Annotated in this window: 20 protein-coding genes; 12 read left to right on the plus strand and 8 right to left on the minus strand. The window is 34.8% G+C overall.

The annotated features are described in order from the left end of the window. Positions 1-308: 308 nt before the first annotated feature. Entirely contained in the window at positions 309-500 is a 192-nt protein-coding gene (locus tag LACWKB10_RS04130) for an LBP_cg2779 family protein (RefSeq protein WP_034979071.1), read from the minus strand. Between the two features lie 56 nt (positions 501-556). Next, on the minus strand, positions 557-1,135 hold the full coding sequence (gene lepB / locus LACWKB10_RS04135; RefSeq protein WP_034979074.1) for a signal peptidase I: 579 nt from the start codon (positions 1,133-1,135) through the stop codon (positions 557-559). An 85-nt stretch (positions 1,136-1,220) separates the two neighbouring features. Between lepB and LACWKB10_RS04140 the strand changes: the two genes are divergently transcribed. The 4 genes from LACWKB10_RS04140 to LACWKB10_RS04155 are packed head-to-tail and all read left to right on the plus strand — an operon-like array spanning position 1,221 to position 5,103. Further along, positions 1,221-1,973 (plus strand): hypothetical protein, encoded by a 753-nt coding sequence (locus tag LACWKB10_RS04140; RefSeq protein WP_034979090.1) that lies wholly within the window; start codon positions 1,221-1,223, stop codon positions 1,971-1,973. After that, the gene (locus LACWKB10_RS04145; protein WP_034979091.1) at positions 1,963-2,937 is read left to right on the plus strand and encodes a hypothetical protein; all 975 of its coding nucleotides are present in this window, start codon (positions 1,963-1,965) and stop codon (positions 2,935-2,937) included. Before LACWKB10_RS04140 ends, LACWKB10_RS04145 begins: the two co-directional genes overlap by 11 nt. After that, positions 2,921-4,303 (plus strand): RsmF rRNA methyltransferase first C-terminal domain-containing protein, encoded by a 1,383-nt coding sequence (locus LACWKB10_RS04150; protein WP_034979094.1) that lies wholly within the window; start codon positions 2,921-2,923, stop codon positions 4,301-4,303. The genes LACWKB10_RS04145 and LACWKB10_RS04150 overlap by 17 nt, the downstream gene beginning before the upstream one ends. Positions 4,304-4,317: 14 nt before the next feature. Continuing rightward, on the plus strand, positions 4,318-5,103 hold the full coding sequence (locus LACWKB10_RS04155) for a Cof-type HAD-IIB family hydrolase (RefSeq protein ID WP_034979098.1): 786 nt from the start codon (positions 4,318-4,320) through the stop codon (positions 5,101-5,103). A 58-nt stretch (positions 5,104-5,161) separates the two neighbouring features. Here the strand turns inward: LACWKB10_RS04155 and fni are convergent, their stop codons facing one another. From fni to mvk, 4 genes are read right to left on the minus strand one after another with little or no spacing between them, the layout of a single operon-like run. Next, a complete protein-coding gene (gene fni, locus LACWKB10_RS04160) occupies positions 5,162-6,178 on the minus strand; it encodes a type 2 isopentenyl-diphosphate Delta-isomerase (RefSeq protein WP_034979102.1) in 1,017 nt (338 codons plus the stop codon). Between the two features lie 17 nt (positions 6,179-6,195). Further along, a complete protein-coding gene (locus tag LACWKB10_RS04165; RefSeq protein ID WP_034979105.1) occupies positions 6,196-7,278 on the minus strand; it encodes a phosphomevalonate kinase in 1,083 nt (360 codons plus the stop codon). A 36-nt stretch (positions 7,279-7,314) separates the two neighbouring features. After that, entirely contained in the window at positions 7,315-8,274 is a 960-nt protein-coding gene (mvaD, locus tag LACWKB10_RS04170) for a diphosphomevalonate decarboxylase (protein WP_034979108.1), read from the minus strand. A gap of 5 nt (positions 8,275-8,279) precedes the next feature. Beyond that, on the minus strand, positions 8,280-9,188 hold the full coding sequence (gene mvk / locus LACWKB10_RS04175) for a mevalonate kinase (RefSeq protein WP_034979111.1): 909 nt from the start codon (positions 9,186-9,188) through the stop codon (positions 8,280-8,282). A gap of 75 nt (positions 9,189-9,263) precedes the next feature. Between mvk and LACWKB10_RS04180 the strand changes: the two genes are divergently transcribed. The 8 genes from LACWKB10_RS04180 to LACWKB10_RS04215 all read left to right on the plus strand — a co-directional run bounded on the left by LACWKB10_RS04180 (position 9,264) and on the right by LACWKB10_RS04215 (position 22,653). After that, the gene (locus tag LACWKB10_RS04180) at positions 9,264-12,737 is read left to right on the plus strand and encodes a PD-(D/E)XK nuclease family protein (protein ID WP_034979114.1); all 3,474 of its coding nucleotides are present in this window, start codon (positions 9,264-9,266) and stop codon (positions 12,735-12,737) included. Positions 12,738-12,739: 2 nt separating this feature from the next. Then, positions 12,740-16,387, plus strand: a complete 3,648-nt coding sequence (gene addA, locus LACWKB10_RS04185) for a helicase-exonuclease AddAB subunit AddA (RefSeq protein ID WP_034979117.1) — start codon at positions 12,740-12,742, stop codon at positions 16,385-16,387. Positions 16,388-16,409: 22 nt separating this feature from the next. After that, positions 16,410-19,199, plus strand: a complete 2,790-nt coding sequence (locus tag LACWKB10_RS04190) for a helicase C-terminal domain-containing protein (RefSeq protein WP_034979119.1) — start codon at positions 16,410-16,412, stop codon at positions 19,197-19,199. Then, on the plus strand, positions 19,186-19,668 hold the full coding sequence (locus LACWKB10_RS04195; RefSeq protein WP_034979122.1) for a hypothetical protein: 483 nt from the start codon (positions 19,186-19,188) through the stop codon (positions 19,666-19,668). Before LACWKB10_RS04190 ends, LACWKB10_RS04195 begins: the two co-directional genes overlap by 14 nt. Before the next feature lie 67 nt (positions 19,669-19,735). Beyond that, positions 19,736-21,034, plus strand: coding sequence for an asparagine--tRNA ligase (asnS, locus tag LACWKB10_RS04200; RefSeq protein WP_034979125.1), 1,299 nt, complete (start codon positions 19,736-19,738; stop codon positions 21,032-21,034). 74 nt (positions 21,035-21,108) lie between these two features. Further along, the gene (locus LACWKB10_RS04205) at positions 21,109-21,750 is read left to right on the plus strand and encodes a DnaD domain protein (protein ID WP_034979127.1); all 642 of its coding nucleotides are present in this window, start codon (positions 21,109-21,111) and stop codon (positions 21,748-21,750) included. Beyond that, positions 21,751-22,380, plus strand: coding sequence for an endonuclease III (gene nth, locus LACWKB10_RS04210; RefSeq protein ID WP_034979130.1), 630 nt, complete (start codon positions 21,751-21,753; stop codon positions 22,378-22,380). It begins immediately after the preceding gene. Positions 22,381-22,443: 63 nt separating this feature from the next. After that, positions 22,444-22,653 carry a DUF3923 family protein gene (locus LACWKB10_RS04215; RefSeq protein WP_046332109.1) on the plus strand — a complete coding sequence of 70 codons (210 nt, stop codon included), beginning with the start codon at positions 22,444-22,446 and terminating at the stop codon, positions 22,651-22,653. 33 nt (positions 22,654-22,686) lie between these two features. On the opposite strand, the gene LACWKB10_RS04220 is transcribed toward LACWKB10_RS04215, so the two are convergent. Together LACWKB10_RS04220 and recU are read right to left on the minus strand one after the other, a co-directional pair. Continuing rightward, entirely contained in the window at positions 22,687-25,053 is a 2,367-nt protein-coding gene (locus tag LACWKB10_RS04220) for a transglycosylase domain-containing protein (protein WP_052060283.1), read from the minus strand. Then, entirely contained in the window at positions 25,043-25,675 is a 633-nt protein-coding gene (gene recU, locus LACWKB10_RS04225; RefSeq protein WP_034979134.1) for a Holliday junction resolvase RecU, read from the minus strand. The genes LACWKB10_RS04220 and recU overlap by 11 nt, the downstream gene beginning before the upstream one ends.

The following is a 25,675-nucleotide window of genomic DNA, read 5'->3' on the forward strand; positions in this document are numbered from 1 at the left end:
TTCCATTTTCAAAGTAGTTGAATATTTAGTCATGAAAAAAGTGCTCCTAATAGTCAGATTAATGTCTAACTATTATGGAGCACTTCAACAAACAAAAAAATACCAATGCAAATAAAAGACAAAAGGCAATGAAAGTCAAAGCAGAAATTTTCTCAGCTTTAAGATTTTTGCTTTTTCTTGAAATGATATGAGCTATTAAACTGGTCAAAAGCAAGATAATTTCTATGACTAACATTTTCTAAAATCAACGAAAATAAAAACCCGCAATGAAATAAGATGCATTGCAGGCTAAACTTATAAATAACTTTTTAATGATTTGCAGCAAGGTAATCGTACAACTGATTAATTTCTTCAGGAGTGAATTCACCATCGCCAGTTTTCATTGAGTGAATTTTTTCAACTGATAAGTGACTTGCAAAAGCCAAATCCGTATCAGTAACATGATGTTTTACTTGAAAATCGATAATTGCATCGGATAATTCTTCTAATTGCTGATTCATAATAAATTCTCCTTTACAATTTATTTTAGCGGAAAAATATTAAAATTCAAAGGAAATTAAAAACCCTGAATTTTATTAAATGGCCAGTATCTGAATTTGACTTTACCAATTAAATTTTGTCGCTTTACAGGACCAAAAATATGTGAATCCTTAGAAATATCACGGTGATCGCCCATTACCCAATAATAGCCTTTTGGAACCTTATAGGTGAAATTTGTTGTATAGGTCTGTCCTTGAGCATTATTATCCTTTTTGAAATGATTTTCAAGATATGGCTCAGGTAAAAGCTTCCCGTTAACATACATTTTATCATTTTTTGAAACAAGTTTATCACCAGGAAGACCAATTATTCGCTTGATGTAGTATGCCCCTGGGACATCATTTGCTGCCTTGGGTGCGAGCAAAACAACAACATCATTACGCTTAGGAGTAAAATTACGCACAGCAATCAAACGATCATTATCTTCAAAAGTCGGTTGCATAGACGGTCCAGAAACTCTATCATTAGAAAGTACAAAATGGAATAAAACATAGAACACACCTAAAATAACTGCCATCATTATGACAACATCAAGAATAAATTTACCTAAGCTTTCTTCCTCTTCGTCTTGCTTTTTTGTTACTTTTTTCGCCATAAAATTTTTCTCCTTTATTATGTTACCTTTTATTATAACTGAAATCCTTCAGTTTGAATGTTAAAATCATTATAGGTATTTGATAATGACAAATTTTTTAAGTAAAATTAACCAGTTAGATCAAGAGCTTAATATTGACCCCATACATCATCAAGTAAAGGAAATTAACGATATTGTTTCTGTTGTGAGCCAAAAGCAAGTTTTAAGGAAAGCTCCAGAGAAACTGGGCTTTTTGCCAGATAAATCTGAAGAAATATGTGCTGGTCTTTCGCAAACTGATATTAAGAAATTTAAGTCTGCTAATCAGTTAATCAACAATTTAAGACAATTTTTGGCAATTAATTTTGGTGTTTGGTCACTTCCTAATTTGCAGACAGCTAATGCAATTAAAGAAAGTTTAAATATTAAAACCGGTTTGGAAATTATGGCAGGCAATGCATATTGGAGCAAAGCTCTCTCTGATGTAGGCGTTGAAATGACAGTCACAGATAACTTAGATTGGTCAAAAACTTCAAGCACTGGCTCAAGACAATTTATGACAGTCAGAAATTTTGAAGCTACTAAGGCCGTTAAGATATTTGACAATGTCGATCTAATAATATGCTCCTGGGCTCCCAATTTTGGCAATAGCGACACAAATGTTGTTTCAACATGGCAAAAAATGAATACAACAAGCCGTCTGCTCTTCATAGGAGAAAAAGGCGGAGCGACCAATTCAGCAGCTTTTTGGCAAAAAGGATTAATACATCATTCCCCAGAATTAAAACAGATTAATCAAACTTTTCACAGTTTTGATTTTATTAATGAACACATTTTTGAGATAACACATGAAATTTAAAAAAATCATTTTAATTATTATTATATTTTTATCTTTTTTAGGTATAGGCAGTATGTTGTCAAATGTTCAGTCTCGTGAAGCGAACCAACTGCTTGAGGCATATGGTTTAAGCAACAATACTCGCTATATTGAAGTCAAAAACAATCAAGAAGTTAGAACTTTCTTGACCTATTTGAAAAAAAGATATTCTCATAATAAAATTCAAGTTCATATGACATCCAAAGCCAAGAAAAATCAAACTCTCGTGTGGTCAAATCATAATGTGCTAAAACTACCGACTGAATCAGGAAGGTACTTCACAAAAGATGACTTTAAAGGTCAAGTTTCTTTTGCTGTACTTGGTTTAAACGCAAAAGTTCCGACTTTAAAGGCGCAAGGAAACGAGTATGTTTACATAAACAAAAAATATTATACGGTTATAGGAACTTTAAAGCATTATCGTCAAATGAAGCAAAACGGCTATTATTTGACTGCTAGTCCGAAACAACCAACTGGCAAATTTAAACTGCGTGATTATCAGATCATAATCGACAGTTCAAATAAAGTAATTCAACAAATCGCTAAGCATTATGGAGTAAAAGCAAAAACACCAGTTTTTGTCAAAAATCATCAAATACATCAGTTTTCAATTATTCGTGAAATTTTATTTATCTTAATTTTTTTGTTAATTGCTTCAGCAAGTAATATAATTTTGGCATTTATGGATTGGAAAACAGTTCAGCAGACAAATTTGAAGGGCAGTCTGCTACACAATTGGTTAATCAATCATGGAATTAGAATTTTGCTTGTAGAACTTGTAGTTACTTTTGGTGCATATTTCTTTTTGATCTCGCGAAAATTCGTTTCCAAGCCACAACACTTAATTTGGCTTTTAATGACAAGTTGGGTAATAATTTCTATTTTTTACGCCTTAAGCATTCTGCACTTATTACGAAAGGAAAAAAATAATGCCAAAACTGCCTGAAGATTTCATCAAAAAATATACAAAGCTATTAGGTAAGAGTAAAGCTGACCATCTTTTTAAAGCAATAAATGAAAATTCTAAAAATGCTTATCGAATCAATTCATTAAAAGAAAATCAAACCCTTTCTTATGATCATAATGAAAAAATTCCGCTAATACCAAATGCCTATTATGGCAAAATAAGTGGAAAAGATCCTGATTGGGTGAGTGGGACAGTGTATTCACAAGAACCTGCTGCAATGTTTCCTGCTTTTTTTCTTGAAGCCCAGCCTGGGGAAAAGATTTTAGACTTATGTGCTGCCCCTGGTGGGAAAAGCACTGCGATTGGCGTACAACTAAAAGGCCAAGGATTCTTGCTTGCAAATGAAATTTCGCTTAGTCGAGCAAAAATTTTACGTGAAAATCTTGAACGTTGGGGAATAACAAATGCACTAATCACAAGTGAAAAACCAGAAAAATTAACAAAATATTTTTCACAGTATTTTGATAAAATATTGGTTGATGCTCCATGCAGTGGTGAAGGTATGTTTCGCAAAGACCCTAAAGCTATTGAATATTGGTCACAGGATTACGTGCTTTTTTGTCAGCAACGGCAAAAAGAAATTCTGTCTTTTGCAGTTCAAATGCTTAAACCAGGTGGGAAACTAATTTATTCAACTTGTACTTTTTCTCCAGAAGAAAATGAACAAATAGTTTCTTGGTTAACTAAAACTTTTGGTTTTACAATATTGCCACTAAAAATAGATGAACAATATATTGACCATGGTCATCCAGAATGGTCAGATAATAATATTGAGTTGGCTAAAACTGCACGATTTTGGCCTACTGCCAATATTGGAGAGGGACAGTATGTAGCAAAGTTAAGGTTAGAAGGAAAAAAGAATGCTCAATCTTTTGGTTCGACAAGTAAGAAGTCAGATCATAAGAAGCAACTTAAAAGTGCTTTAACCAAATCTGATATGCATTTGATTTCAAGCGTGCTAGATAGATTTAATTTACCATCTGCAATTGAGAACTGGCAGTTTAAATGTCAAGTTCACAATAATCACGTTTTTATTCCCGCACTAAGCACTAATTCTGCTTCCCATCTTAAAATTTTATCCAATGGTATTGAGTTGGGTATTCTAAAGAAAAAACGCTTTGAACCTGGACATCAACTGGCTATGGTCTTAGCAGCACAAGAGCAGAATAGGGTAATTGACTTAAGTAGCAGTAATTATTTCAAATATTTGCATGGAGAAGCTATCAGAACTGATTCAGATGAAACTGGATTTATTCTTGTCAGCTTTAAACATTTTATTTTAGGCTTTGGCAAAGTAAGCAATCATATTATTAAAAACTATTATCCCAAAGGATTACGAATTTAGAGAAAGAAAAAAGAATGATTAAATTAATCGCTACTGATATGGACGGAACTTGGCTAACTGACCAAAAAACTTATGATCGAGAGTTATTTTTGCAAGAATTCCAAATAATGCAAAAAAGAGGAATAAAATTTGTAGTTGCAAGTGGAAACCAATTTGAAAATTTGTACTCCCGATTTCCCCAAGTGGCTAATCAGCTTTATTACATTGCTGATAATGGGGCACTCGTAGCTCAAGGCAGGCAAGTAATTCATGTTGAGTGCCTTTCTGAAGAAGACTGGCTCACGATTTTACAAATCATCCAAGAATATGATGAAAAAGTAACGGTTTCTGGTCTTGCAAGTGCATATATTTTAAAAAGTGATGGTCCTGAATATGCAGAAGATTTGAAAAAATATTATGAAAAACTGACAGTTGTTGAGAATTTTAATCATCTGGATGATCAAGTTTTTAAGGTCACTTTTGACGTTCCAGAAAATAGAATGGTTAAACTTTTAGAAGAACTTAAGCGGAAATATCCGCAAATTGGTTTTGTTTCCGGTTCAGCGACATCAATAGATATGTCGACAAAAGGCATGAATAAAGCACGAGGTTTGCAATATTTGGGCAGCAAATACAAGATTAGTCCAAAGGAAATGGTTTCTTTTGGCGATAGTGGCAACGATGTGGGAATGTTAAAATATGCAGGCAGTAGTTATGCTACTGGAACAGCTCTTCCGAGTGCCAAAAAAGCTGCCAACCACATCATAGGTTCTAGTAATGATAGTGCTGTTCAAAAGGAAATATGGCGTTTATTAAAGTAAATTATTGTCAAATAAAAATGAGTACCAAGATTTTTAAAATTTTCGTACTCATTTTTATTTATAATAACTGATCGATAATAGTTTTTAGTGAAAAGTCATAATATTTATCAATCTTGGTTAGACCAGAGAGATCGTTTTGACCGTAAATTGCAAGAAGACAAGCAAGTTCATATTGCCATTCTTCAATAAGGTTTTGCAGGTAATCTGCATCATGCTTAAGTAATGCCTGTAAAAATACATTAGAAATTCCCACAAATTTTCCACCTAAGCAAAGCCCCTTAAAAACATCTAACGGATTACGCACACCACCAGAAACAGTAAATTCAACTTGCTCTTTGGCTGCCATTAAACTCGAAACAACGGTGGGTAAGCCAATATTATTTAAATAAGAAACATTATTAGTATTACGTGCATTTTCTATCTGAGCAAAATTAGTTCCGCCACTTCCTGCAACGTCATAAAATCTAAAGCCTTCATTTTTTAATGAACGAATTGTCTCTCTGTCTAATCCAAAACCGACTTCTTTTATAATAATTGGAACTGTTACTTTCTGACGCAGCTCTTTTAAGTTATCAAGCCAATAAAAATCTCGATCACCCTCTGGCATAGCTATTTCCTGTACCACATTTAGGTGTATTTGCAATGCATCAGCTTTTAGCTCTGTCACAATCTTTTCAGCTTGTTCGGCTGAAGTCTTTGCATTAACATTTGCTATTAAAGCGCCATCAGGATCTTGTTGTCTTGCAATCAAAAAGCTATCTAGTAAATCAGGTTCTTTAGTTAAAATACTGGCAGAACCTAATGCTAATGCAATATTTGTTTTTTCGGCTATTCGACCTAATTCTTTATTAATCAGATAAGATCTGTGAGATCCACCAGTCATAGCATTAATAAAAAAGGGGGCTGCAACTTTTTTACCAAACATTGTAGTTTGTATGGTTCGGTGATCAACTTTAGTTTCTGGTAATGCAGGGCGTACTAAGTGCATTTTATCAAAACTATTTGTTTTTTCATTTTGATAAAATTTTTGTGCCAAAACTAAATGTTCCTCTTTACGATTAGATCTGATTGACATAATTTTCCTCTGTTCTTCTAATCAGCAACTCGAATTTGGTGTACACGAAAGTCCAAAGGCATTATCCCGTTTTGACGCCATTTATCTTCAAGAAAAGCAGTATCTGTATTCCTGTCTGCAATTACAATGCCACAATCACCATTACCGGCACCTGAAGTCTTAGCTGCTCCACCAAATGATTCCGCAATGTTAATTAGTTTAGAAAGTCGTGGTATCTCAATGGCAATTTGATTTATTTGCGCAAAGTGCTGCAACAATTTACGATTGACACGAATTTGTTTTTTAATTAGCTGAATATCATTATGTTCAAAGCCAGCAATCATTTTGAGAACGCATTTGCGTGAAAGCCTAAGAAACTCCTGGTATTGACCGTTTAAAGCAGCTTTATTTGCGTTAGTTTCATCAACCAGCCTTGAGGTTGATGCTGGCTTTTGACTCCAGCCAATCATTAATTTTAAACCGGCAGGAGGGGTCAGAAGCTGAATTTTAAGTCCAGGCCAAGCCTCGTTCAGTACTTCAGATAAAGATTTGTGTGCTAATTCATCAGCAAGCCATTGCTTATCAAAAGTTTGAAAAGCAATCCAACCACCATAAACACTTGCAGCAATGTCACCGGCTGAACCATTACCTTGCACAGAATAATGTGAAATGGCTGATAGTTTATAAACTAATTCGTTACTGAAAGGCACGTCGTAAAAACGGAGTATTGCTTTAACTGTGGCTACAGTCACTGCCGCACTAGAGCCTAAACCATACTTTTTGCCATCAGAAGAATCTAGATCAGAATTAACATATAAATCATAAACCTTCATCTTGACTTTTTGTTCTAAACAAAAACGTTCCGTGTAAGAAATTGCGGCCAAAATATACTCAAAAGGATTATCACGGTTGTCAATAACCATTTTTGCTCCTCGTCTTATCCAGTGAATGGAACTTTGAGAATACTGTTTAGAATGAATTAAACCAGTTCCTGATTTTGACTTAATAATTGAAACACGAATAAATTGATTAACTGCCACCAAGATAGCGGGACAATCTTGTTCTAATACGGCGTATTCGCCAGCTATGTATAATTTACCGGGTGCTTGTTCTGTTATCAAAAGAATTAAATCTCCTAATCAATTAATTTATATTAATTAGTTCAGACATGAAATACCTGGACCAAAACTTGCATTTATTATGTTAACATTATCAAATTCGGATACAAACCTATTAGTAATATCTTTTACATTTTTTAATTGACTTAAGATTTTTATATTAGGTCCGGCATCTATTGTAAAGTAACATTCTATACCAAGTCGACGTAAATCAGATACAAGTTTGATTGCTTTAATAGTTGCGGGTTCAAAATAGGTGAAACCTGGTTGTGCACTTAAATTGACTGCATGCATTTCACAAGCGTTCAGTTCTGCCAAACTGCCAATAGTTGAAAAATCATTTGCTTTAATAGCGCTAATCATTTGTTTTAATTCTGTTTGATTACGCGCAATCCAAGGCATAAAAAATGGCGAAGTTTGCGCCTGCTTCATCCCTTGAGTGGAAGACAAATCTTTTTGCTGGTTATTCAGCTCAACCACAAGTAATCGCAAATCTATGTCAGGCTTTTCATCTAAAGCATAGGCATAAGATGATTCATCATCGTGTCCTTTTCGCCAAATAGCAAAACCACCATAAATTGACCTGCTGGCTGATCCTGAACCTAAACGAGCCAAACGGGAAAGTTCAACAGGGGACAAATTAAAACCATAATGTAGGCAAAAAGCTCCTGCTAAAGCCGCAAAAGCTGAACTAGAAGAAGCTAATCCTGCAGCTGTCGGAACATGATTATATGATTCAACTTTTAATTTGCCGGTCACAGCAAATTTTTTTTGCAGTAATTTTAAAAAAGAAAAAACACGGCTGCTGCTTTGTCCATTTTGTTTGACGCCATTTAACCAAAATTGATTTTCTAAACTATCTGAAATCTTGGTGTCAGTATAAAATTTATCAAGTGTCATTGACAAGCTAGACATCAAAGGTAAACGTAAACCTGAATCTGCTTTGCCCCAATATTTGATCAACGCAATATTTGTATGGGCACGAACTGTTTTTTCCATAAAAATTATATTTCCTCAATCCAACTATTCGTAGCTATTTTTTGACATTTATCTGCTATTTTGACAGCATCTTCATGATTTTGACACAAGGCAATTACAATTCCGCCGAGTCCGCTACCAGATAATTTAAAACCTAATGCACCATTTGCAAGAGCAATTTTTTGCAAATGACCAATTTTTGCGGTTGAAAGATTAAATGAATGGAGTATCTCTTGTGCCCGATTAAAATATGAACCTACCTTTTCAGCGTCTTTTTTTAACCATGCTGATTTAGTTTCATCAGCCAATTTGCCTAATTCCTTGATATTTTCTTTTACACCGGGGACTTTTGCCATCAAACCTTGAACTTGACTAACTGCTTTTTTAGTACTGCCTAATTCACCAGTATCCATTATAAGCAAAGTTGCGTCTAGTTTAGCTTTTAGCGACTTCGGGCCATCTTTTTGATTAAAAAAGATCAGATAATCTGAATTAACAGTTGCTGCATCAAGACCTGATGCTTTACCGTGATTAATCATTTCAGCATGGTTAGTAATTCCAATTATTTCTTCTTCAGTTAAATTAAGTTTGAAATAAGCATTCATTGCTCTTGTTGTAGCAAGAGCAACTGTGGCGCTTGAACCTAGACCACGTTCTATTGGAATCTCTCCTGTATAAGTTATTTTCAGAGTTTCATTACTGGCAGCTTTTGTCAGCATAGTTTTAACAACATATTTTAGTCCGTCATATTCAGATGGAGACATAAAAAAAGGCCCTTGATAATGAGCCGTATCCATCCACATTTGCTCTGCCGGTTCAACAGTCGTTTTAATATGCAATGATTTGATTGGCAATGCTAATGCATCATAGCCATAAACTACTGAATGTTCACCGATAAGAATAACTTTTCCGTGTGCTAAAAAACTTGATTTCATTTTATTTAAGATCCTTATTGTTTGTAAAAAAATTTGGTTCCTATGCTAAAATAATGACAAAGGAGAAGAGAACAGATGATCAAAATTCTAGTCGGTCGGCAAACCGATCCCATGCAGGAAAAAATTTTACAGGAAGCAGTACAAAATTATCGGACTTTCCCTGATCATAAAACTTTTGTCATCGTTCCCAACCACATTAAGTTTACCACAGAAGTCAGAGCAATAAATAGGTTGGCTACCAGTCAAAACCGTACTGAGCAATCTGTCAAAAACCTGCAAGTTTTATCTTTTTCACGTTTGGCCTGGTTTTTCTTAAAAGATGCAAAAAAGGGCTTGCCAACTGAACTTGATAATGCAGCTGCAGCAATGCTTCTTGCAAAAATTGTTGATCAAAAGAAAGATCAGCTGCACCTTTTTCAGACTACTAACTTGAATCCAGGCTTAATAAAGCAATTATATGATACAATTCTGCAAATTCGCGAAGGCAATTTGAATCTTGATGATATCGATCAAGATGCTCTTGAGCTTGAAACCAAAAATAAGATTTCTGATCTTAAAATTATTTATTCAGCGTTCATTGAAGCCATTACAGGCAAATTTTCTACCTCAAACGAGATACAGTTGCAGTTAAATGAATTTTTAGCTACACAAAAAAATTTAGATCAAGCAGACTTTTACTTTAGCGATTTTTCTCATTTTTCTCTTCAGGAATGTCTAACCGTCAAATTATTGATGGCCAAAGCCCATAGCGTCACATTGGCTTTTAAAACGCAGCTGGGTGAGATTAACCCAAAAGCTGAGCCAGGAGATTACGATTATGTCATTCAAACTACTATCAATAAACTATTACAATATATTAAAGTTCATAATTTGCCACATCAAATATTAACTACAAATGTTAGTCCCAGACCAACTAAAAGAGAGTTGCTCAATGAATTTTGGACTGGAGACGTAAGCAACATTGGTGATCTTAATCAAGTCCAACTCGTGCGTGCAGATAACAGATATGCGGAGGCATATTACGTAGCTCACACCATTTACCAGCAGGTTGCATTAAGACACTATCGCTACCGCGATTTCTTAGTTCTGGCACCAAATCTGCATGAATACGAGACATATTTAACCCCAATTTTAAGACAGAATCAAATTCCTTTCTTTAATGATTTACAACAAGAAATGAAGTATCATCCTTTAGTGGTCTTAATTGAAAACATCGCTCAGTTATTGTCGAGACCTTTTCAGACCCAAAATTTGCTGGCCATAATGAAGACCCGTTTAATAATACCTGACTGGTATCAAGACGAAACGGCTTATGTATATGATGTTGACCAATTGGAAAATTTTGTTCTCGCTCATGGCATAAACCATAATTTATGGCAGAGAAACTTTGCGGATTATATGGCAGCAGAGGTCATAGGATTAGACAAAATTCCCGAAGAAGTAAATAAAATAGAAAAATTAAAAGAATATTTTATCAAACAAATTACGCAGCTTTTTAATAGTTTAAAAGAAGAAAAGGATAGCCAAAAAGCTATTACGATATTTTTTAATTTTTTAACTAACAATGGAGTCAATGAAGTATTAGAAAAATGGCGTGCTGATGCCCAAGAAGATGGTGCTTTACAAGAAGCCCGGCAGTCAGAACAGGTTTGGGATCTTTTAATTAATCTGCTACATGATTATTTGTTAATTAACCCTGATAATTTTGATCCAGCAGGCTTTTTTGCAGTACTGATTAACGGTTTTAAGGAAGCTACCTTTTCTCAAATTCCAGCCACTTTGGATGCTGTAAATTTATCCGAAATGGGTATTGTTCAAGTCAGTGGCTACAAGCAGGTTTTTATTATGGGGGCAACGGTTAACGGCTTACCACAAATACAGAATACTCCCGGCTTTTTAAGTACAGAAAATCTTGCTGAATTAAAAAAAGATTTTGGCGAAGACTCTTATATTGAAGATAGGCAGCAGCTAAGTAACTGGGATCAAAACTACCAATTTGGTAATTGTTTGGCTTTAGCACAGGACAAAGTTTATTTGTCGTATTGTTTAGCGACTGATGAGGGTAGTACAGTACAGCCTTCAATTTATTATGAAAGGTTTAAAACTGCGGGTGCACCAGAATTTTCACAACACAATTTACCTGAAGAACTTAGTCAGTTATTATCTTTTATAACCAATCCACAGGCAAGTTTAGGATATCTAAGCTATCTTAATCGGGCAGAAAAGAATATTGATGTTAAAGAATTGTTAAAGCTAACGGCTGAGCTTTTACCGCAAAAAACAGCTAAAGTTATAGCAGGAAGCAATTTTATAAACGAACCTCAAAATATAGGTCCTGACTTGGCACAAAAATTATATGGTTCAAACCTCAATTCTTCTGTTTCTCAGCTGGAAACTTTTTATGAAAATTCATACGAATATTTTTTGACATATGGTTTACACCTTCATAAAAGATTTGAAAATGAATTGGATGCTATACAAGCTGGCAATTATTTCCACGAAACCTTTGACCGTTTAGTTAAGGAGTTAAATGACCGCTCACTTGATTTGAAAGAAATTGATGACGAAACACTAAATCAGTTACTTACAATTGCACGTACAAAAATGAAAAATGAGGCCAGATATCAGCAATTATTAAATGACCCATTTAATGAGTTTTTATTTAAGTGTCTTGATAAAACTACTAGTAAAGTAGCAAGTAATTGGCATCATGCAGTTTCAAAAACTCCTCTGCGTGCTAAATATTCAGAGTTAAGTTTTGGAAAAGGTGAACAGGTGCAAGGACTTAACTTTAAAGTGCCAGGCATAGAAGGTAATCATTACGTTAATTTAAGAGGAAAAATAGATCGAGTTGATTTGGCTCATGTTCCTGATCAAAACGGATTAATTGCTCAAGTAATTGATTATAAGTCCTCCGCTAAAAAATTTGACCTGGGGTTATTTTACCAAGGTATTTCTTTACAAATGGTTTCATATCTAGATGTGTTAATGCAAAACCACAAATTCTTTGCTGGATCTGACCCACTTTCACTTTTAGGTGCTTTTTATCAAACAGTTACAAGGCAAACAGAGAAGCTAAATAACAAAAAATTGTACAACAATAATTTGCAGATAAAAGAAGCTTACTTAGATGGCCAGATTAAACTTAAATATACTGGTTTAATTAATGATGACCAGCTATTAATGCTCGCGGCTGAACCTGACTTAAATAAACCACGTAGTACTTCTTCCATTTATGCCGGAGTCAGTTCTACGAAAGATGGATCTTTAAAGTTTGGTGGCAGTTATTTCAATAGTGATGAACTTGAATTATTGCTGAAATATGACGAAGAGCTTATTAAAGATGCCTCCAGTCAAATTTTAGCGGGAAAAATAAAGCTGAATCCCTATAAATATGGGAATGCAAATAATGCATTAACTTATTCAGACTTTCGTGATATTTTCTTTTTTGACGCCATGTTGAAAGAAAATAAGTATCATCAAGTAGGGAGCCTGAAAAGGGATGATCTACTGGAAAAGATTAAAAAACGGCTAAAGGAAGGAAATTAAAGATGGTTCAAGAAAAAAGAAAAACTCCATTTACAGCCGTTCAAGAAAAAGCTATAAATGATCATGGCCGCGACATACTAGTATCGGCTTCCGCAGGTAGTGGAAAAACCACCGTTCTTGTACAGCGCTTAATGAAAGAAATTCTTTCTGGCGTCAGTGTTGATCATCTTTTAGTAGTCACATTTACAAAAGCAGCTGCAGCTGAAATGAAAAAACGAATTAAAGAAGTATTATCAAATGAAATGCAGAAGTCTTCAAAAAAATCATATTTGAGACAACAGTTAAATCTAATTGATTCTGCTAATATTTCTACGATTGATGCCTTTTGTTTGGATGTAATCCATCGTTTTTATTATGTAATCGACATAGATCCCAGTTTCAGTATCCTAACTGATGATTCTCAAGCGGAATTAATGCGTGAAAGAGCATTAAAAGAAGTTGAAGGAGAATTCCTAGAGAAAAAAGACAGGGACTTTATAGCTTTTTATGATAATTTTGCAGGTGACAGGGATGCTGCATCTCCGCAAAATTTATTGTTAGACTTATATAATTACGCAATGGCTAAGCCCGATTATCGAAAATGGCTGCAAGGCCTACCTCAAAAATATCAAGTGGGAGAAGAAGTAATCAAATCTTCTTTGTGGCAGAAAGAAATTAAACCTTATTTAGTCAATCTTTTCCAAAATCTTGCTGATAAGCTAGAGCATTTTTGTCAAAGTACGGTAATGGAAACTAAGGATCTGCACAAAACAAAAGAAACTTTTGACCTGTTTGAAAAGTGTCTTAGCAGCTATTTGCATGATCTGGAAAATGATAGTCCATATGATGAGCAACGAGAAAGATTGCGTGCCTGTGTTTTCAAAAGCGGTATGCGCAGATCAAAAAATTGGGACGAAGTTATTGTTGCTTTTTATGATGAGTGCTGTGATTTTAAAAACGAAGCAAGAGAGCAGATTTTAACTACTTTTGTTTCTTTTTATGCTACTGACGAAAAAGAGCAATTGTCTATGATGCAAAAAGGCCAGCAAATAATGGCTGCAATTGTAAAAGCAGAACTGGCACTGATTGACCGTTTTAATCAGTTAAAAAGAGCAGAAAACCTGCTTGATTTTAGTGACATGGAGCAATTAGCATACCAAATTCTCAGCCAAGACACTTCCGCATCCCAAATGGCACGAACCTTTTATCAAAATAAATTTAATGAGATTTTGGTCGACGAGTATCAGGACATCAACCCGCTACAAGAAAATATCTTGCAATTAATTAAAAAAGATGGTCAAAACAATCTTTTTATGGTTGGTGACGTTAAACAATCAATTTATGGCTTTAGGCAAGCTGAACCAAGTTTGTTTTTACACAAGTATCAAGAAGCAGCCCTTAAAGAAAATCAAGCAAAAGAAGAAAGAATTTTATTGTCGGACAATTTCCGTTCTTCTAAGCCAGTTATTTCTATTGTTAATCAAGTATTTAAAAATATTTTGACGGATGATTTTGGAGGCATTGATTATAATAAGGAGAGTCAGCTGACTTATGGTGCCAAATATTATCCTTCAAATCTTCCTGATGCAACCGAAATACTAATTCATGAAAAAAATAGTGACCAAACTAACCCTCAAGAAGATGATCCTGACGATATTGACTCAGCTGAAATTGCTATGGTTATTAACCGTATTAAAAAATTCGCAGAGGAAAATTTGTTAATTTATGACAAAAATTCGCAAAATAGCAGTCATTTAAGACCTTTTAAGTACAGTGATATTGTTATTTTAACCAGAAGTCGCAGCAATAATCTTGAAATTATGCAAGAGTTTGCCAAAAGTCATATTCCGATAATGGTTACCGATGCGAAAAATTATTTTCAAACTTTAGAATTAACTATAATCATGAACTACTTGAGGATCATTGACAATCCAGATCAGGACATTCCTCTTGTTGCTGTATTAAGGTCACCTCTTTTTAATTTTACAGAACCTGAACTCAGTACGATTAGAATTCATACTCAGAATGCCAGTTTTTACAACGCTTTAACTTCTTATGTTGCCGTGGGTGACGAACTTAGTCAAAAAGTAAAAGATTTTTTGAATCAACTCGAAGAATTGCGTAAATTTGCTGCAACACATAGAATTTCAGAATTGATTTGGAGCATCTATGAAAAAACCAGCCTGCTTGAAATTATGACCTCACTACCTAATGGCAAACAGCGAAGAGTCAACTTAGAGGCTTTATATGAAAGAGCTGCTTCATATGAAAGCGCTGGTTTTAAGGGCCTGTATCAATTTATCAATTTTATCGAGCGAATGAGACGCAGCCAAAAAGACTTGGCGCAACCCCTTTTAACTAAAGAGGCTGGCAACTCTGTGCGCTTAATGACTGTACATAGTTCCAAGGGCCTGGAATTTCCCATTGTTTTTTACTTAGGCTTGCAACATCAATTTCAAAAGCGGGATTTAAGTGGCAATTACATTATAAATTCAGGTTCTGTAGGTTTAACTATCAAGCAAAAACATTATCGTGCTGATACCCTTGTTAAATCTATCGCCAATATATCCAAAAAAAAGCAGCTTTTAGAAGAAGAAGCTCGCATTTTATATGTAGGGATGACCCGAGCAAAGCAAAAGTTAATTTTGGTAGCTGATTTAAAAAATCTGCCTCGAACAATTGAAAATTGGGAAAATGAAGCTGATCAAAATGGACGTCTCACGTTGAGCAGTAAGCTTAACGCTTCAAATCCTATGAGTTTGATTGGTCCATCAGTCAAATGGGACAAGCTTTTAAGCCAAAAAATTAATGATATAAATTCAGCCTTGGAAACAAGTCAGGAACTGCTTTATATCCAGTACCAAGATGAAAAGGTTTATCCTCAAGAAGATGCTAGTCAAGAGGAGAACAAAACTGAGAACATTTCATCATTAGAAGAATATACAAAAAAACTATTTAATTTTAGTTATCCTTTTCAAGATGCCAGTCAGACAACTGCTTATCAATCAGTATCTGAAATTAAAAAGGCGTTTAACGATCCTCTTGATACCGAACTGGAAAATGCGCACCTAATTTCTTCAACTAATCGTTACTTGCAGCCAATAGATACTAAACCTGATTTCCTGTTTAAAACACGGTTTACAGGAGCAGAAATTGGTACTGCAATGCACCTGATCCTGCAATACTACGATTATCATGGATCGGGAAACATCGACCAGGTTAAAGAAGAAGTACAGGAACTAGTTAAGCAAAATAAACTTAATAACAATATTGTTTCCAGTTTAGATTTAGAAAAAATAAATTGGTTTGTTCATAGTGATTTTGCAAAGAAATTTTGGCAAAAGCCAGAAAACTTGCACCGTGAAATTGAATTTTCTAGTCTGTTGCCAGCCGATAGTCTATTTGATAATTTCAGTGATGCAGACGCAAAAATTTTAATTCATGGTACAATAGACGGTTATTTTACCGAAAAAGATGGCATAATATTATTTGATTATAAAACCGATCATATTGATCAAACTCATTTGCAATTAGCTATCAAAAACATAAAGCAGAAATATTTAGGTCAGCTGCGCCTTTATGAAAGAGCTCTTAATTCCTTTGCCGACAAAAAAGTTAAAGCAAAATACTTGGTTTTGTTAGATGCATGCAAAATTGTTGAATTAAATTAACAGAAAGGAGGGTAATTGCAAAATGAAATCATTCGAGCATACCGTTTTTGCTGTAGTGGATTTAGAAACTACGGGAACACAACGGGAAGAAAATAATCATATCATTCAGTTTGGCTGCGCTATTATTAAGAATATGAAAGTTGTCAAGACTTACTCTTTTATGATTAATCCTCACCGCGAAATTCCGATAGCGGTGCAAAATTTAACCCATATACACAACAAAGATGTAGCTCAAGAAAAAGATTTTGCTTATTATGCACCCAAGATTGTCAAAATCTTGAAAAATACTGTCTTTGTAGCTCATAATGTTAATTTTGATTTGCCATTTTTAAATTTTGAATTAGTGCAGCACGGCTATGAACCACTAACTAATCGCGCAATAGATACGGTAGAGCTGGCAAAAATTGCATTTCCTACTGAACCATCATACAAGTTAAGCGATTTGACAACTCGCCTGCAGATTAGACATTTAAACCCTCATAAAGCAGATTCTGATGCCTACGGCACCGCTGTTTTATTAATAAAAATAATTGAACGACTTGAAAATCTTCCTCAAGCTACTTTAAATACGCTAAGCTCTTTGGCTCACGGTTTAATACGTGACACTTCATGGATTTTCACTACCATTGCTGATAACGCACGCAAGGAAAAAAGGCCGTTATCTTCACATTATCAGCAAGTACGACAAATAATTTTACGAAAACAAGAAAAACTTAATAATGTTGAACATCAACAGTCAAATGTTTTTCCGAAAAGTGATACGGACAAAAAGAGATTATTTAAAAATAAAATTAATTACCGCCAGCCTCAGGTAGACCTCATCAATCGAATTGAGCAGTTTTTGAGTAACCCTAAACAGAAAGCACTATTGATAGAAGCACCTAATGGTACTGGTAAAACCTTTTCTTACTTGTTTTCATATTCCTATCGATTATATACAAACAGAAAATTGGTAATTGCCACGCCAACCAAAGTACTGCAAAGACAAATAATAGATCAGGAAATTCCACAATTACTGAATGTAACCAAGTTGGATTTAAAAGCAGAAGAAGTAAAAGCCAGCAGCCATTACCTTGACTTAGATGGTTTTTACCAAAGTTTGTATCAGGGAACTCCAAATAAACTAACTTTGGTGTTACAGATGCGCATTTTGGTTTGGTTAACTGAAACTCAGACAGGTGATCTAGATGAATTGCAACTGACCAATTATCGTGCTCCCTTATTTGCCCAAATTGCTCACCCTGGAGATGCTCGTGTCGGCAGTATTTTTGCTGATGTTGATTTCTGGAATTTGGCAAGACAAAGGCAGGAGCAGGCTGACATTTTAGTTACGAATCATGCTTATTTAGCGAACCACTATAATGATACAATTTGGGGTCAAAATCCCTACCTCGTTATTGACGAAGCTCATCGTTTTGTTGACAATGTGATCACTTCAAGGAATGATTCATTTCAATTTGAATCATTGTGGGGAGTTCTTAATCATCTGCGTAATTTACTTTATTATGCTGATGACAGTGTATTTAACCAATATGGCAATGATGTACAGTTTAATTTTCTCTTAGAGAAATTAGATCCGGCAATACTTGATTTGATCAAAGTTATTAATCATTTGCAACGTTTGCTCTGTTCAAAAAAGAAAAAAGCTGTCAGTCAAAATACTTTAGCCAATGGCAACTTGCTTCTCAGTTTCAGGGGCATGGATCTTTTTCCCAAGAATAGTCAATTTTTAACTAAATTGGCGGAATTACAACGAAAATTAGAAAGCATCAGACAGAACACAAATCAAATCTTATTTAAGCTTTACAATGAAACTGACAGCTCGAATATCGATAGGGATGCTATTTTAAGTGAAATTTCTGATCAAATAGATCAACTTGATGACTATATCACCAAAAGCTATCAATTATCGGATTTACTTCGAAAAAAAGTCTATGTCAATTTAGAAGGGTTTATCATTACTTTAACTAATCCGCAAGATCCTTTAAGTGCCAATTTAAGCTGGCTAATGCTTGATGCAACGCCAGAACTTCATAAAATATATGATCGCTTCAACCATATTTCATTTGTCAGTGCTACCTTAACCAGTGGAAAAGGGTTCGATTTTATCACTAAGCTTCTTGGCTTAACTGATTTAGCACCACAAAAGTATATAGGAACAAGCACATTTAAGTTGAGTAAACATCTTGAAGTATTGTCTGTGACTGACTTTCCTGATATTAACGATCCAAAGTATGAGAAAAATCTAACTCAGATTTTGGAAAAAGATCTGACAAATAAAAGTCATGTTTTAGTTCTTATGACAAATCTTGAACAAATAAAAAATGTTTTTAGTGCTATTATAAATTCTCCCAGCTTACGTGATTATGAAATTTTGGCACAAGGTGTCTCTGGTTCAAATAACCGGATTATTAAAAGATTTGCAATTGCCAAACAAGCACTTATTTTAGGAGCAGATAGTTTTTGGGAAGGAATTGATTTTCATGAATGTGGTGTTGATTTGGTAATAGCAACTAAATTGCCTTTTGAATCTCCTGATTTACCGGAAGTTAAGTTGCGCCAAAGACAACTTGTTGACAAAGGTATAGATGTTTTTAACTCTGATACAATGCCGCGGGCAATTATTCGCTTTAAGCAGGGGATGGGCAGGCTGATTCGTGGAGAGCAAGATAAGGGCCAGTTTTTAATACTAGATTCAAGAATCTGGTCTAAAGATTATGGTTCAGTTTTTCTGGCAGCCGTTCCAGTTAAAGTAAAAAAAACATCTTTAAGTAATTTACAGGAAAAGTTAACAAACTATGATACAAGATGATACAAAACAAACATTTAAATTTTTAGCATGGGTATTTATAATTTTGATCTTTTTATACTTTGCCTTCATTGTTATTTTTTATAAAGCAGGTAATCCAGAACGGTCAGAAACTCGTGAACTCAACAGAATAGCAATCGAAAAGACTCCTATCAAATATACAGAAAAAAACTATCATTTAAATCGTGGTGTTAATAGTTATGCGCTTAAGGGTCTAACTAAGGACCATAAGACATACTATTTTATCTACTTGCCAGGATCTAAAAAAGCATATCTTTATTCAGCACGTAGAGGTGTAAATGAAGGACTCATACGTAATAAATATATTGCAAAAGAACCTAATGAAAAAATTACTGAAGTAAATCTGGGCTGGTATAAAAATAAACCCGTCTGGGAAGTAAGTTCTAAAAATATAGCTGGTGAATATCATTATCAGCTTTATAATTTTAAAGATGGAAAATTAGTAGGTTAAGTCGCTAAATTGATCAAACTTTGGTATCATTAATTTGATTACGATAAGGAAAGTGGAATAAAAGTTTATGACAGAATTAATTTCAATAGAAGATTGTCGCAAGCATGTTGACCAAGAAGTACGGATGCACGTTTGGTTGACTGACAAACGTTCAAGCGGCAAAATAGTGTTTTTACAATTACGTGATGGTACTGCCTTTTTTCAGGGAGTAGTTCGTAAAAATGCAGTTTCTGATGAAGTGTTTGAAATTGCAAAATCTTTGCATCAAGAAGCAAGTTTTTATATTAAGGGAACTGTACACCAAGATGAGCGCTCCCATTTTGGTTATGAAATTCAAATTTCCGACTTAAAGCTAATTACTAACAACGAAGGTTATCCCATCGGTAACAAAGAACATGGGATTGAATTTTTGCTTGACCATAGACATTTATGGCTTAGAAGCAAACGTCCTTTTGCAATTATGCGCATCAGAAATACTATTTTCAAAGCTACAGTTGACTTTTTTGAAAATGAAGGCTTTGTAAAATTTGATGCTCCTATCTTTATGCATTCTGCACCTGAAGGAACTACCGAATTATTTCACACGGAATACTTTGGAGGAGATGCTTATCTATCACAATCCGGACAACTATATGGTGAAGTTGGAGCAGAAGCATTCGGTAAAATTTTTACATTCGGTCCAACTTTTAGAGCTGAAGAATCAAAAACGCGCCGTCATTTAACTGAATTTTGGATGATGGAGCCAGAAATGGCTTGGATGCATCAGGATGAATCTCTTGATTTGCAAGAACGTTTTTTGTCATATGTGACTGGTCAAGTTCTCAAGCATTGTCAATATGAATTAGAAATTTTAGGTCGTGATCCCCAAAAATTAGAGCCTGCAGCACAGGGTAACTTTACACGCTTGTCATATGACGATGCAGTAAAGATATTGCAAGACGATGGACGCGACTTCAAATGGGGTGATGATTTTGGTGCTCCCGACGAAGCTTTTATTTCCGAAAAATTTGATCGTCCATTTTTCATTGTTAATTACCCGACAAGTATTAAACCATTTTACATGAAGAAAAATCCTGATAATCCTAAGGAATATCTATGTGCAGATGTTTTAGCACCAGAAGGTTATGGCGAAATCATGGGTGGTTCTGAACGCGAAAGTGATTATGAAACATTGCTCAAACAAATTCATGAGGCCGGCTTGAATGAGAATGATTACAGCTGGTATTTAGATTTGCGTAAATACGGCAGTGTGCCTCATTCCGGCTTCGGTATGGGCTTTGAACGTGTTATTGCTTGGATCTGCAAATTAGATCATGTCCGTGAAGCTATTCCATTCCCGAGAATGATTAATCGTCTAGAACCTTAAATTAAAGTTAATAGTATAGTTAAAAGTTGAACTAAAAAATATTTAGTTCAACTTTTTTAAAGGGAGAGATTAATATGCGCTATAATGATTACCGCTTCTTTGGTTTCACTACTTTATCAAACGGGTTACTTGCTTATTATCCACAACTTAATATTGACGATGCAGAAATGATGGTCATTATCCAATTGGAAATGTTTGCCCAAAAAAACAATTATTTTCCTACCAATGAACAGATTGCGGCTAATACTAATTTTTCTGTTACAGAAATCACTGCTTTAATTCAAAAATTAATTGAAAAAAATTTAATTGTAATTGACCAAATAACTGACAAGAGTGGCATGATTGGAAACAAATATAACCTTAACCAGTTATATGATAAACTGGACCAACTGTTGGAGAATAAAACTTTGTCTGTCAATAAAAAAATGACTGCTAAAAAAGCGGAAACTGCTGTTGATAACACTCCGTTAAATCAATTAGTAAGGCAGTTTGAAATTGAATTTGGTCGTTATTTAAGCCCAATAGAACGAGAAGAAATTTCTGCCTGGCTCAATGTAGATCACTACGATCCAGCTATTATTAAGTTGGCCTTGCGCGAAGCTGTCTTATCTCAAGCATATAGCCTAAAATACGTTGACCGTATTTTGCTGAATTGGCAAAGACATAACTTAAGAACAAGTAGTGAAGTTCAAAAGTTTTTGAGGAGGAACCGCTAAATGAAAGCAGAAAAATTACTTAGTAAAAATGAAGCCAGAAAAGTGTTAGAGTGTATCAACCGAATGTATCCTGATGCCAAAAGTGAATTAGTTTGGGACAATAATTTTCATTTGTTATGTGCTGTCTTAATGAGTGCTCAAACAACAGACAAGATGGTAAATCGAGTAATGCCAAAATTTATGAAGGATTATCCTGAACCTAAGAATTTGGCCATGGCAACAATTCCAGAAATAGAAAATCATATTTCCCAAATTGGGCTTTATCATTCAAAAGCTAAGCACTTAAAAGAAACTGCGGAAATTCTAGTTTCAAAATATGATGGTAAAATTCCAAAAGATAAAAATAAATTAATTTCTTTGCCGGGAGTCGGTGAGAAAACTGCTAATGTTGTTTTAGCAGAGGGATTTGGAATTCCTGCGATAGCAGTCGATACACATGTGTCACGAATTTCTAAACGATTTCATATAGTGCCTCAAAATGCCAAACCTCTTGAAGTAGAAAAAAGGTTAGAAGATATCTTACCAAAAGACGAATGGATTCATACACATCACGCAATGATTTTATTTGGTCGCTATTCCATGACAGCGCGTGATAAAAATGATCCTTACAGTTATTTAATAGAAAAATAGTGTTTAAAAAATAAAAGTTTAGTATAATTTCTTTATCAAAATAATATTAAAGGAGACTATACTATGAGTGGTTGGCAAACGACTAATTTTATTTTAGCAATTTTATTTTTGGGTTTTGCTTTATTCTTATGGCTTCGTCCATATGATGGAACTGGCGTTCCTAATACTATGTATGTAAAATTGATTTCCTTAACTGTTTTAACAATATTTTTTGCCTTTATTTTTTTAATAGAATTCATTTTTTACCTTATACTGAAAAACAATAAAAAATAAAAACGTCGAAAGATTTTTCGACGTTTTTATTAGTTAATGTTCATTATTTTCATTATTGGTTGAATTGTTGCTTTCTCCTCCAGGTTTGTTAGGTCTTTGCTCTTGATCAGAACTGGTACCTGAATCAGAATTGCCAGATTCATTATTTTGACCTGAATTTTGTGAATTATTTTCACTAGTATTGTTTTTATTCTTGTCTTTTGAATTTTTCGCTTTTCTTTGATTTTTATCAGGTTGCCTAGTTGAGCCATTTTGATTGTGATGAACAGAATATCTTCCCTGAGTATTAGTTGAAGATGAATCATTAGTGTTAGTTTTTTCATCATCTTCATCATAATCGCTGCTGTCATCAACAATACCAATAGGAGAATGGCCACGAACAAACAACTGCCATTCACCTGTAGATGATACCTCTGGTGGATTTGAGTTTTTAGCGATTTTAGCCCGAATCACAGAGTCAGGTTTTTGCCAATCAACATTTTCTTTATTTCTCATTAAATAAGTCATCATGTTCTTATAAAAAAGCTGTGCAGATTGTTGACCAACACCAGAAATAGTACCATCTTTCAGATTATCATAGCCCGTCCAAACACCAATTGAATAGCTAGGGGTGTAACCCACAAACCAAGAGTCTTTAGGTGTTGCAGCGTATGCTGGGTATCGTGCCAAATCCTGTTCTGAATATTTAACAGAACCAGTTTTCCCCGCATGATATAAACCTCTAATCTGTGCGTTGGTTCCAGAGCCGTGTTTAATTACTCCTTTCAACATGTCTGTAATCATATAGGCAGTAGCCTTGCTCATCACTCGAATGCCTTCAGAGTCATAATTTCTGGTAAGTCCATCAGGAGTTTCGATTTTAGAAACAAATTGCGGTTTATGATAGATTCCCATCGTAGCAAATGCACTAAAAGCACCGGCCATCTGCAAGCTTGACGCATTTGCACCAATTGCCACTGACAAACCTGAGTCCTTAGGAACATTGATATCCATTTTCCCAGCAAATTTTGCTGCTCGTTTAACGCCAACTTCTCTCAAAGTTTTGACTGCAGGAACATTACGTGACTGTTCCAAAGCATGCCTCATAGTCATCATACCGTCATATTTATTATCCCAGTCGTAGAGCTGGACATTCGTTCCTGGATAAACATACTTGCTATCATCTAACATTTTTGCTGTTGACCAATTGAGATATTCAATTGCCGGACCATAGTCTAAAACTGGTTTTATCGAAGAACCCGTTGATCGAGTGGTTTGTACTGCACGATCTAAACCCAATTGAACTGAAGAGGGCAGGTGCCTTCCACCAAGTATAGCTACTACGTGACCATTACTTGGATCAACCACTGATGCTCCTATTTGCATTTTGTCATTAGTAAAAGGAACCTGACCACTGTTAGCCAATTGATAAAGTTTCTTTTGAGCCTTTTGATCCATATTAATGGTAATCTTTAAATTGTCACGAAAAGGATCAAAGCCTTTAGCTCTGACTTCAGCAATTGCTTCCTTCACATAGGGATCATTAATTTTGCGTAAGTTAGATTGCTTACGCTGATTATGAGGTTTTAAACCCTTTTTTATGCTTTCTTTCCTAGCTTCATCATATTGTTCCTGAGATATTTTTTTATTGTTTAACATTGCTTTTAGAACAATATTACGCCTATATTTTGCATATTCTGGGTAGGTATAAGGGTTATATACGGTTGGTCTATTAGGCATTCCCGCAAGCATGGCTGTTTGCGCTAAGTCCAGGTCTCCGATCTTTTTGCCATAGTAATAGTTAGCAGCAGTGCCAATTCCGGTATTACCATAATTCATATATACCTTATTGATGTAAAATTCTAAAATTTCATCATGACTGTATTCTCTTTGGACTCTCATAGCCAGCCATGCTTCCTGAGCCTTTCTGCGTAAAGTTCTTTGGGAAGCAGCAGTTGAAAATTTTGTCAGTTTAACTAATTGCTGGGTTATTGTAGAACCACCTGCAGAAATGCTTTTGCTTTTAGCATTAGTTAACATTGAACCCGCAATTCGAATAGGATCAATTCCCAGCTTGTCTCTGTAGAAGCGCTTGTCTTCAACTGATACAATAGCATCTTTTAGCAGTTGCAAATCCTTGCTGTCCTTGACGTATAATCTTTTTTCAGTACCAAGGGACATGATAAATTTGCCATTTGTATTGTATAATCCTGACGAACCACCACTTTCAAGATCAGCTCGACTAATGTTTGGAGCATCTTTAGCATAATAGGCAAACAAACCTACGCCAGCTACCAAAATTAAAAAAACACCTAAAAATGTCCACTTAAGTATTCGACGCCACAATGGTTTAGGCAAACTTTGCCGGTAATTCTTACGTGATTCACGTCCATTATTTGAGTTTGAATTTTTATTTGTCATCGTGTATTTTCCTATCCGAGATAAAAGAATCTATAGCTTTCAGGTATGGCAGAGTAGGTTGAAAGCCACTCTTAATCTCTATTGACCAATCCTCGACTTCTTTTAACGTTAATGAACTTTTATCTTTAGTCCACCAAGCTTTTATTATTGCACTTGCCGGAGTTACAAAATAGCGGTTTAAGCTTGTAAATCCTATTATTGTAAAGCATATTCCTTTTTGCTTCAAGCATTCTGCCAAGTGAATTATTTGATGCTCGTGAAAATTTTTTAAAGGAAAATTGGTTTTATTTTTGGTCTCTTTCGCTTCAAAGTCCAGGTAATAACCTTTATAAACCCCATTATAATCCGTAGTGGATTCTTGGCGAAAATAGGCCTCTTTTATTACTGCACGTGACCTTTTAGGGTAGTCTACCTTAACGATTTGAACTGGCGTTGGCTTTTTATGCACCACTGCAATTTCTTTTGTACGATAATATTTATTAGATTCATTAATCATCTGCTCAAGGTTCATCCCCCGGTCAGAAAAATTAATATTTTTGTGTCTTCTTTTTTGGTGCTTGGCTTGAGAAGTATAATTTGATTTGCGAAAAGCGGCAGAACTGCCTGTTGGATATTTGACCAT

The sequence above is a fragment of the Lactobacillus sp. wkB10 genome (assembly GCF_000760615.1).
In the GTDB taxonomy this organism is placed as follows: domain Bacteria; phylum Bacillota; class Bacilli; order Lactobacillales; family Lactobacillaceae; genus Lactobacillus; species Lactobacillus huangpiensis.

What these genes read in the sequence shown, in the direction of transcription:
- LACWKB10_RS04130 (WP_034979071.1), bottom strand. Translation starts at nt 500, where the DNA reads ATGAATCAGCAATTAGAAGAATTATCCGATGCAATTATCGATTTTCAA.
- lepB (WP_034979074.1), bottom strand. Translation starts at nt 1,135, where the DNA reads ATGGCGAAAAAAGTAACAAAAAAGCAAGACGAAGAGGAAGAAAGCTTA.
- LACWKB10_RS04140 (WP_034979090.1), top strand. Translation starts at nt 1,221, where the DNA reads ATGACAAATTTTTTAAGTAAAATTAACCAGTTAGATCAAGAGCTTAAT.
- LACWKB10_RS04145 (WP_034979091.1), top strand. Translation starts at nt 1,963, where the DNA reads ATGAAATTTAAAAAAATCATTTTAATTATTATTATATTTTTATCTTTT.
- LACWKB10_RS04150 (WP_034979094.1), top strand. Translation starts at nt 2,921, where the DNA reads ATGCCAAAACTGCCTGAAGATTTCATCAAAAAATATACAAAGCTATTA.
- LACWKB10_RS04155 (WP_034979098.1), top strand. Translation starts at nt 4,318, where the DNA reads ATGATTAAATTAATCGCTACTGATATGGACGGAACTTGGCTAACTGAC.
- fni (WP_034979102.1), bottom strand. Translation starts at nt 6,178, where the DNA reads ATGTCAATCAGATCTAATCGTAAAGAGGAACATTTAGTTTTGGCACAA.
- mvaD (WP_034979108.1), bottom strand. Translation starts at nt 8,274, where the DNA reads ATGGAAAAAACAGTTCGTGCCCATACAAATATTGCGTTGATCAAATAT.
- mvk (WP_034979111.1), bottom strand. Translation starts at nt 9,188, where the DNA reads ATGAAATCAAGTTTTTTAGCACACGGAAAAGTTATTCTTATCGGTGAA.
- LACWKB10_RS04180 (WP_034979114.1), top strand. Translation starts at nt 9,264, where the DNA reads ATGATCAAAATTCTAGTCGGTCGGCAAACCGATCCCATGCAGGAAAAA.
- addA (WP_034979117.1), top strand. Translation starts at nt 12,740, where the DNA reads ATGGTTCAAGAAAAAAGAAAAACTCCATTTACAGCCGTTCAAGAAAAA.
- LACWKB10_RS04190 (WP_034979119.1), top strand. Translation starts at nt 16,410, where the DNA reads ATGAAATCATTCGAGCATACCGTTTTTGCTGTAGTGGATTTAGAAACT.
- LACWKB10_RS04195 (WP_034979122.1), top strand. Translation starts at nt 19,186, where the DNA reads ATGATACAAGATGATACAAAACAAACATTTAAATTTTTAGCATGGGTA.
- asnS (WP_034979125.1), top strand. Translation starts at nt 19,736, where the DNA reads ATGACAGAATTAATTTCAATAGAAGATTGTCGCAAGCATGTTGACCAA.
- LACWKB10_RS04205 (WP_034979127.1), top strand. Translation starts at nt 21,109, where the DNA reads ATGCGCTATAATGATTACCGCTTCTTTGGTTTCACTACTTTATCAAAC.
- nth (WP_034979130.1), top strand. Translation starts at nt 21,751, where the DNA reads ATGAAAGCAGAAAAATTACTTAGTAAAAATGAAGCCAGAAAAGTGTTA.
- LACWKB10_RS04215 (WP_046332109.1), top strand. Translation starts at nt 22,444, where the DNA reads ATGAGTGGTTGGCAAACGACTAATTTTATTTTAGCAATTTTATTTTTG.
- LACWKB10_RS04220 (WP_052060283.1), bottom strand. Translation starts at nt 25,053, where the DNA reads ATGACAAATAAAAATTCAAACTCAAATAATGGACGTGAATCACGTAAG.
- recU (WP_034979134.1), bottom strand. Translation starts at nt 25,675, where the DNA reads ATGGTCAAATATCCAACAGGCAGTTCTGCCGCTTTTCGCAAATCAAAT.